The 6,768-nt window shown below is 38.7% G+C and carries 10 protein-coding genes; all 10 read left to right on the top strand.

The features are described from left to right. A partial coding sequence (locus K1I43_RS15305; RefSeq protein ID WP_220382694.1) for a MerR family transcriptional regulator occupies nucleotides 1-510 on the top strand: 510 nt, incomplete at its 5' end. Nucleotides 511-701: 191 nt separating this feature from the next. After that, complete coding sequence (locus K1I43_RS15310) at nucleotides 702-1,043, top strand: helix-turn-helix domain-containing protein (RefSeq protein ID WP_220382695.1); 342 nt, start codon at nucleotides 702-704, stop codon at nucleotides 1,041-1,043. 44 nt (nucleotides 1,044-1,087) lie between these two features. Continuing rightward, nucleotides 1,088-1,426, top strand: coding sequence for a hypothetical protein (locus K1I43_RS15315; protein ID WP_220382696.1), 339 nt, complete (start codon nucleotides 1,088-1,090; stop codon nucleotides 1,424-1,426). Nucleotides 1,427-1,503: 77 nt separating this feature from the next. Continuing rightward, nucleotides 1,504-1,908: a LuxR C-terminal-related transcriptional regulator gene (locus K1I43_RS15910; RefSeq protein WP_220382697.1), complete on the top strand. Its 405-nt coding sequence runs from the start codon at nucleotides 1,504-1,506 to the stop codon at nucleotides 1,906-1,908. 767 nt (nucleotides 1,909-2,675) lie between these two features. Next, the gene (locus K1I43_RS15325; protein WP_220382698.1) at nucleotides 2,676-3,251 is read left to right on the top strand and encodes a site-specific integrase; all 576 of its coding nucleotides are present in this window, start codon (nucleotides 2,676-2,678) and stop codon (nucleotides 3,249-3,251) included. 12 nt (nucleotides 3,252-3,263) lie between these two features. After that, nucleotides 3,264-3,530: a YueH family protein gene (locus tag K1I43_RS15330; RefSeq protein ID WP_220382699.1), complete on the top strand. Its 267-nt coding sequence runs from the start codon at nucleotides 3,264-3,266 to the stop codon at nucleotides 3,528-3,530. A 2-nt stretch (nucleotides 3,531-3,532) separates the two neighbouring features. Then, a complete protein-coding gene (locus K1I43_RS15335) occupies nucleotides 3,533-3,739 on the top strand; it encodes a hypothetical protein (RefSeq protein ID WP_220382700.1) in 207 nt (68 codons plus the stop codon). A 658-nt stretch (nucleotides 3,740-4,397) separates the two neighbouring features. Then, nucleotides 4,398-5,465 carry a DeoR family transcriptional regulator gene (locus K1I43_RS15340; RefSeq protein ID WP_220382701.1) on the top strand — a complete coding sequence of 356 codons (1,068 nt, stop codon included), beginning with the start codon at nucleotides 4,398-4,400 and terminating at the stop codon, nucleotides 5,463-5,465. A gap of 686 nt (nucleotides 5,466-6,151) precedes the next feature. Beyond that, the gene (locus tag K1I43_RS15345; protein ID WP_220382702.1) at nucleotides 6,152-6,469 is read left to right on the top strand and encodes a hypothetical protein; all 318 of its coding nucleotides are present in this window, start codon (nucleotides 6,152-6,154) and stop codon (nucleotides 6,467-6,469) included. A gap of 103 nt (nucleotides 6,470-6,572) precedes the next feature. After that, nucleotides 6,573-6,768 (top strand): MerR family transcriptional regulator (locus K1I43_RS15350; RefSeq protein ID WP_220382703.1); only part of this gene is annotated, 196 nt, incomplete at its 3' end.

Consider the following 6,768-nt stretch of genomic DNA (forward strand, 5'->3'; position numbering starts at 1 on the left):
GCAGAACAAACAAACATTCCAGACACTACAATTAGGCGGTACATAGCGAAGTTTCCAGACTTCTTTACCTACAAAGGCGGTAGTAGATCAAGACGTTACGAGGACACAGCTATAAAGGTGCTGGTGCGAATTAAAAACCTTTATGACGCTGGTTATGAAACGGAACAGGTTGACGCCTTTCTCCGCAAGGAATTTGCTGTGATAATTGATGGCGATAAAGAGGCGGAGGACAAGGACAAGACAACGCCGACACTAGCGACAGCGGAGGACATAGAGGAAATTAAGCAAGCCCTACAGCAGCAAATGGAATTTAACAAGCTACTTTTACAGAAGTTAGAACAGCAGGAAAGGTTTATAAGGGAATCAATAGAAAAACGTGACAAAATGCTAATGGAATCAATTAGGGCTATGCAGGAAGAAAAGAAAACATTATTAGAAGCGGCGGCGACAGCGGCGACACGTAAAGAAAAGCCTTCTTTTTGGGCACGTTTATTCGGCGGCAAACGGTGACAATTTGAAGAATGGACAGGCGACAACGCTTAAAATAAAGCGGTTTTTTCTACCCTAAAGTTAATAGATTATTGCCTGTAATTTGTAGCCTGTCGCAAGCTATAAAGTGAAGGGGTTAAGGTGCTGGCTTTCTATCCTAGCCCCTGCGGATTTTGGTTATTAGCTAATAACCGCTTTAAGAAGTGCCTACGGTGGCACTTCTTTTTATTTACCTTAAAGTTAATATTTTATTCAGCGAGGTGTTAAAGGTGCTGGTGCAATTAGAAAAAGGGAAGCGGCTACCTTACAAGCCGAAAATTACAGCTGATATGCTGCCATATTTGCGACAGTTTAGAGGCTACAGTCAAAAGGAATTTGCCGATTTAATGGGGGTTTCACAGTCTGTTTTGTCGCAATTAGAAACAGGTAAACTTGCATTAAGCGAATACTACGAAAAGAAGATCCGCAAGGCTATTCACCGCTTGCGTATTAGTAACGAGGAAATCGAATATATAAAACGATCACTTGAAATTCGTAACAGTCGTGGCTGGTAGAGGCCTCTTTTTTATTTAACATTTAACTAAAAAGGGTGGTTATTATGCTTAATGAAGAAATCGTAAGACGACTAGCACATGGTGACAAGGAAGCTATAGATGAAGTTAAAAAATTACCTTTACCGCTACAGATGACTTACGGTGCGGCGGCCGAGGAATTAAGAAGAAAAGAAAACATTGTGCCGATGTCTAATGGCATGGACTTTTATGTCAGACAAAAAAGTTCGCCGGTGGAACGTGAAGCTGTTGGCGAGGCTTTACGCCAACATTTAGACAAGTTAAAAGAGAACGAGGAACGAATGGAAAAAGCACGCCAAGAACATCTTGAGAAAGTCGCAAAACAACGTGCGGAACGTGCTAGGGCTTTAGGAAGCTTTGCGTAATTTGCCCTTATAAATACCCTGCTTGTCATTTAAGACAAGTGGGGTTTTTTATTTTTAACTTCTAGGGGGTTGCTGTAGTGAATAGCGAAAAGGAATATCAAGAGGTTCTAAATAAAGAGTACGCCGGAACAGTTACAACTGTAGAACGATATATAAACCCTAAAGCGGTTATCTTGCACCGCTGTAGCAAATGCGAACAGGAATTTTATGCTAAGCCTATATGGTTAGTAGGGAAGGAATCACAGCGACATATTTGCGATATGCCTTATGGTGATCGTTTCGGCGTAAGGAATCAATACGTTACTTCTAGGGGTGCTACTAATAAAAATAGTACCGGTACTAAACGTAAGCTATCAGAAAGTGTTAAACAGGAAATAATTCAACTAGCTAAACAAGGGCTAGGGGTGCGGCAGATCGCAAGACAATTAAATATTGCTACCGGTTCGGTAAGTTACTATATCAAGAAAGAGGGGTTAGGCTAAATAGTGCCTAGCCTCATTTTTTTATGTCCTATCGAGGTTTTCCAGCCTGCCGCAAAAAAATTTTTTAGGGAACTAATAAGGGAATAGTGCGTAAAACGGAATCTCGTTGCGTCTGAATCGCTTATAGCTACATACATTTTTTACCATCGAGATATTTCCGCCTATATATGTAACTAGTAGAGGCCTGACACGCTGCCGGAAGGGGTAGCCCCAACCCCATACACCCTTGCTACCTATCAGAAAAATAACAAGCGGCTAGGTGCTGGCGACAAGCTGTCGCTGTTGGTTCGCTGTCCTTGCTGTCGTTGCTGTCCCTGCTGTTGCTGTGTGGTGTGTTGTGATAGTTACTTATGGTAGTGCCGGAAGCCTCTTTGCTACGTTGCTGTTGGTTTACTATCATATATCTTGAGTTATGACAGCATGCCGACAGGGCGACAGCCTACTAATAAGCACACTAACACCCTAACACCTCGTATAAGCCCCATATCGCCCCATACAGACGTTTTAACCCTGCCCCCCTACTTTCCTATTACTTTTAAAAATAACCGCCTTAAAACGGAAATATGAAAGGCTGGACGGCTGTCAAAAGTTTGCGACTAGTTCCGAATGGTTATGGAAAAATAGAATGTAACAAAATACATAAAAAGTTACATTCATTTTCCCTAAAATACTAGACAAACGGTAAAAATGTGATATTATAGTGATAGTTAAAAAATATGTTACATTCAAAACGTTGATTTTACTAGGTTTGAAAAGAGGGGGTTAAAATGACAGCAACGAAAAGCAAAAAAGATGAAATTAAAGATGTACAGCCTATTCGTTCGCTAGAAAAAATTGAGGACATGAAATGGTCACTAAAACGGCACTGTTCAGAACGTGATTACATACTTTTTCTATTAGGCATTAACACCGGTTTACGTGTTAGTGATTTATTAAAGCTAAAGATCAGTGACGTAAAAGGAAAAAAGAAAATAACTGTTAAAGAGGGAAAAACAAAAAAACCTCGTACCATTCATTTAACTAATATCTATGATGAATTAAACGCCTATATAAAGACGCTAGAGGGCACAGAATGGCTTTTTCCTAGTCGGAAGGGCGACAAGCCTATAACGAGAATACAAGCGTATAGACAGCTAAATAAGGCGGCTGAAATGGTAGACATTACAGAAGGCATTGGAACACACACCATGCGGAAAACGTTTGGTTATTGGTACTATAAGCAAACAAAAGATATTGCTACATTACAGACTATACTTAACCACTCACACCCAGAGATCACTTTACGATATATCGGAATTACTGATGAAGAAATAGAAAACAGTTTATCTAATTTTGTACTATAGGGGGCTGCAAACATGGATTATCAAGCTATCGAGGTTAAAACATTTAAAGAAGTAGGTAATAATGGGGTGCTAGTTTACTTTACCAAAACAGAAAATTATGCCCTTGTTTCTATTCCTGCGTGGAATTGGTGTTACTTATGGGACTATTCCATTAGTGACGAACAGTTAAAGCAGGGGTGCATTGAAGCATTATCAGATCCCATGTTTCGAGAGGAAGCAGAACAGCTTACAGAACGTATTTATAAATACTTGCTAAGGAACTCGCTAGGGGGGAAATGATTATGACATTAGCACAATTCAATAAACGCTATGAGGAAATTATTCACGCCGATTTACCTAACGGCGAAAAGGACAGAAGGCTGGCCGCTTTAATGACCGAAATGGAACGAGAGTTTAAAATACCGGTTTTAAGGAATGAGGCATGGGAAAAGGAAAATAAAACGGTGATCGCCCTTTACAGGAAAATATCAATGTCAAGAACTCTTTAGCCTTGCTAATAAAGCAGGGCTTTTTTGTGTGCCTAATGTTCGTAATAGGAACATTTAAAAATTATTTATGGCCTTTATAACAGTTTCTAAAAATTGTAATTGTGCATTAGTACAAAATAAGCTGCATTTACATAGGGTAGCGGCTGGCGTGCCTGTTACTGTGGGGCTAGGCATAGAAAGGGCTGGCCGCTTTTGCCCTGTCGAAGAAATGTTTTTAATCGCTGTAAGTGTGACCCCCCAGCAAGCATTAAATTGCACACCATTTTAAAGCCCTACAGCCGCTTAAATTCAATCAGAAACAAAAATAACTTAATTTAGGACAAGTTAATTTGCCTTACCTTAATTTCTTTTAATCTCATTTTCTGTTTACGATATATCGTAAATATCGCAAGAATATTATTTTGCTATTGATTTACTAGAAAAACTAGGGTTAAAATTACTTTAAATTAAATAGTTCGAAAAATGACGAAAGCCCTTAACGTGTCCGGTCGGCAAACTAGTCACGTTAAAGGCTTCAGAGAAGTTACATAAAGGGTAGTGTACCCTTCTTTAACATATGTTTATAAACAGTTTATCACATGTTTCGTGAGGGTACAACTACAAACTTTATGTGACTTCCTGCCATTTTTCGAGAAAAAAAAGTGGGAGGAAGTTTTTTATGTCTGTCTTTGTTGAATCACAGCAATTTAACCGAATGATCTCATACAGACCATACGCAGAAACTAAAGAAGAAAAGAAAGAAGTAAAATATAGCCTTCTCGATAACATAAAAAAAGCAATAGGTGATCGCTGGCACTTATTTAAAGAAGGTACAAAGCAAGCGTTTGACATGATTTGTTTTCTCGGTGCGGAACTCGGTTTTGTTTATGCTAGTGATGATTATTTAGCAAGCCGCCACGATATTTCTAGCAAAACAGTAAGAAACAGATTGAAGGAACTCGAAGAACTTGGGCTAGTTATTAAAGTTTATAGACGTGCGAAACGCTGCAACGGTAGAGGCAAGCCGATTTATTTATTTGTCCATCACCCATATTTCAAGTATTGGGTGGAACTTTTGGGGCTAAATTTAGAAGATTTTTCCTTAGATTTCCGCACAGATTTCCATACAGAAAACGGCGGAAACGCTTGGGAGAGTAAGGACGAAGCGACAGAAAAAGTTCTTACCTATACAGTACCGGAAACTGAAAAACAAAATAATAATCATTTAAATGTTTCTTTAAGTGAAGAAACATCTAGTGAAGAAACATCTAGGGAAAATACGGAAAATACATACGGAAATAAAAAATTCTTTATCGGTGTACCAAAGACAATAAATTGGCAATTCGCTTTCATGTTCACCAACTTAAAAGACGTTTATGATCGCTTTATTTGGGCTTCCAACAAATTCACTAAAGAAACAGGCATACAGCTATCCAAAACGCAAAAAGTCGGTGCAGCTGTCGTCGTTATGCGTGCATTACGCCCTTATTTAAAAAATGGTGCTACTAGCGAAGAACTTTGCAAACTTGCTTATAACATTACTTTGAAACAGTTGCCTAAACTGTATGGAAATGAGATCGCCGACACTGATGCGGAACTGTCAGCAAGAAAAATCGTGCGAAAGGAACTAGTGCCGGATTGGTTAGGTAAAGAATACACGCCGCCGGAGTTTTCGGAAGAAGAAAAACGGGAACTCGAAGCGAGAAGAAAAGCACTTGAGGAACGGTTAAAGAAGAAGCGAAATTAAAATAAAAAAACGCCCTAAACAGCTTTTACACTGTCTAGGGCGGTTATACGGTGCTTGCACAATGAATAGCGGCACAGTATTCAATTGTTCCGGCGGCGTATCTTAAAGGCTTATGCCTTGCGAACTCATTTCATTCGTTCGCCTCTTTCTATGTATTAACTAATTATTATTATCTATCCTGCTAGCAGTATTATGTTAGAATCATTTAGTTTTTTATTTATATTGCGAGGGCTTTTGCCCTCGCCCCCGAAGGGGAAGTACTATCTAACTATCTAACAGCTATCTAACTGTTTATTACAGTTATATAACTGCACGACAGCCCACCCTAAAACAGGCTAAAAAATGTTACAGTTTTGTTACAAATTTAGCGAAACGCTAAAACCCTTGCGGCTGTAGGGCTGAAGACGTTCACAAATTTGTCACAATTAGAAAAAAGTTTGCTTGGTGAACCTGATTTATTTTTCACTGTTTCGGAAGCCACTTTGTTAATCACACCGTCTTGTGATTTTACTATTGTGATTATTAAAAGTGCTGAACCCTTGATATTACTGACTTTTTAGAGTTTATTAAACACAGTGTGTCTTTAACTAACTAAAGACCATTGATTTACAAGACTTTCTAACATGGGTTAATCACAGTTTGCTTAACCATGTGATTATTAGACCGTCAGAAAGAGGGTAGTAACTATGACAATTAAACCGTTAAACAAAAAACCAAATATTATGGACTATGCAAAAGAAAAGTATTTTGAAAGTGATCCTAAAAAACTTTTACAGCAGAAAAATGATGTGGTTAATTTATTAAAAGAATTAAATCTTTCGTACAGACTAGAAAATAATGAACTTGAAATACGTGGACACCAATGTATTATTTACGGAGAATTTTTCCCAAGTGGACACCTATTTTTATATAAATTGAGTGAGAAGTCAGGGAAATATGTTCACGCACATACGTGTGCTGGTATGAAAGCTATTACCTCTTACATACGTAACCATGCACTCTAATTTATAGTGGTACTTGTTGGTAGTATGTGGCGTTCTGTGGTGGATCAAGAAAGCTATTAAATAAAGGTTTTTGGAATGATAGTGGCTAATAAGTGATTGGTGAATGGTAGTGATGGTTATTGGTGAAAGGTGGTGCGATAAGGTGCGGCAATGTTTAACCATTGCGGAACTCGCAGAACAAACAAACATTCCAGACACTACAATTAGGCGGTACATAGCGAAGTTTCCAGACTTCTTTACCTACAAAGGCGGTAGTAGATCAAGACGTTACGAGGACACAGCTATAAAGGTGCTGGTGC

This window comes from Anoxybacillus sp. ST70 (assembly GCF_019553625.1).
GTDB classification, from domain to species: domain Bacteria; phylum Bacillota; class Bacilli; order Bacillales; family Anoxybacillaceae; genus Anoxybacillus; species Anoxybacillus gonensis.

Excerpts from the sequence above, each read along its gene's own strand:
- K1I43_RS15315 (WP_220382696.1), top strand. The coding sequence starts at position 1,088 with ATGCTTAATGAAGAAATCGTAAGACGACTAGCACATGGTGACAAGGAA.
- K1I43_RS15325 (WP_220382698.1), top strand. The coding sequence starts at position 2,676 with ATGACAGCAACGAAAAGCAAAAAAGATGAAATTAAAGATGTACAGCCT.
- K1I43_RS15330 (WP_220382699.1), top strand. The coding sequence starts at position 3,264 with ATGGATTATCAAGCTATCGAGGTTAAAACATTTAAAGAAGTAGGTAAT.
- K1I43_RS15335 (WP_220382700.1), top strand. The coding sequence starts at position 3,533 with ATGACATTAGCACAATTCAATAAACGCTATGAGGAAATTATTCACGCC.
- K1I43_RS15340 (WP_220382701.1), top strand. The coding sequence starts at position 4,398 with ATGTCTGTCTTTGTTGAATCACAGCAATTTAACCGAATGATCTCATAC.
- K1I43_RS15345 (WP_220382702.1), top strand. The coding sequence starts at position 6,152 with ATGACAATTAAACCGTTAAACAAAAAACCAAATATTATGGACTATGCA.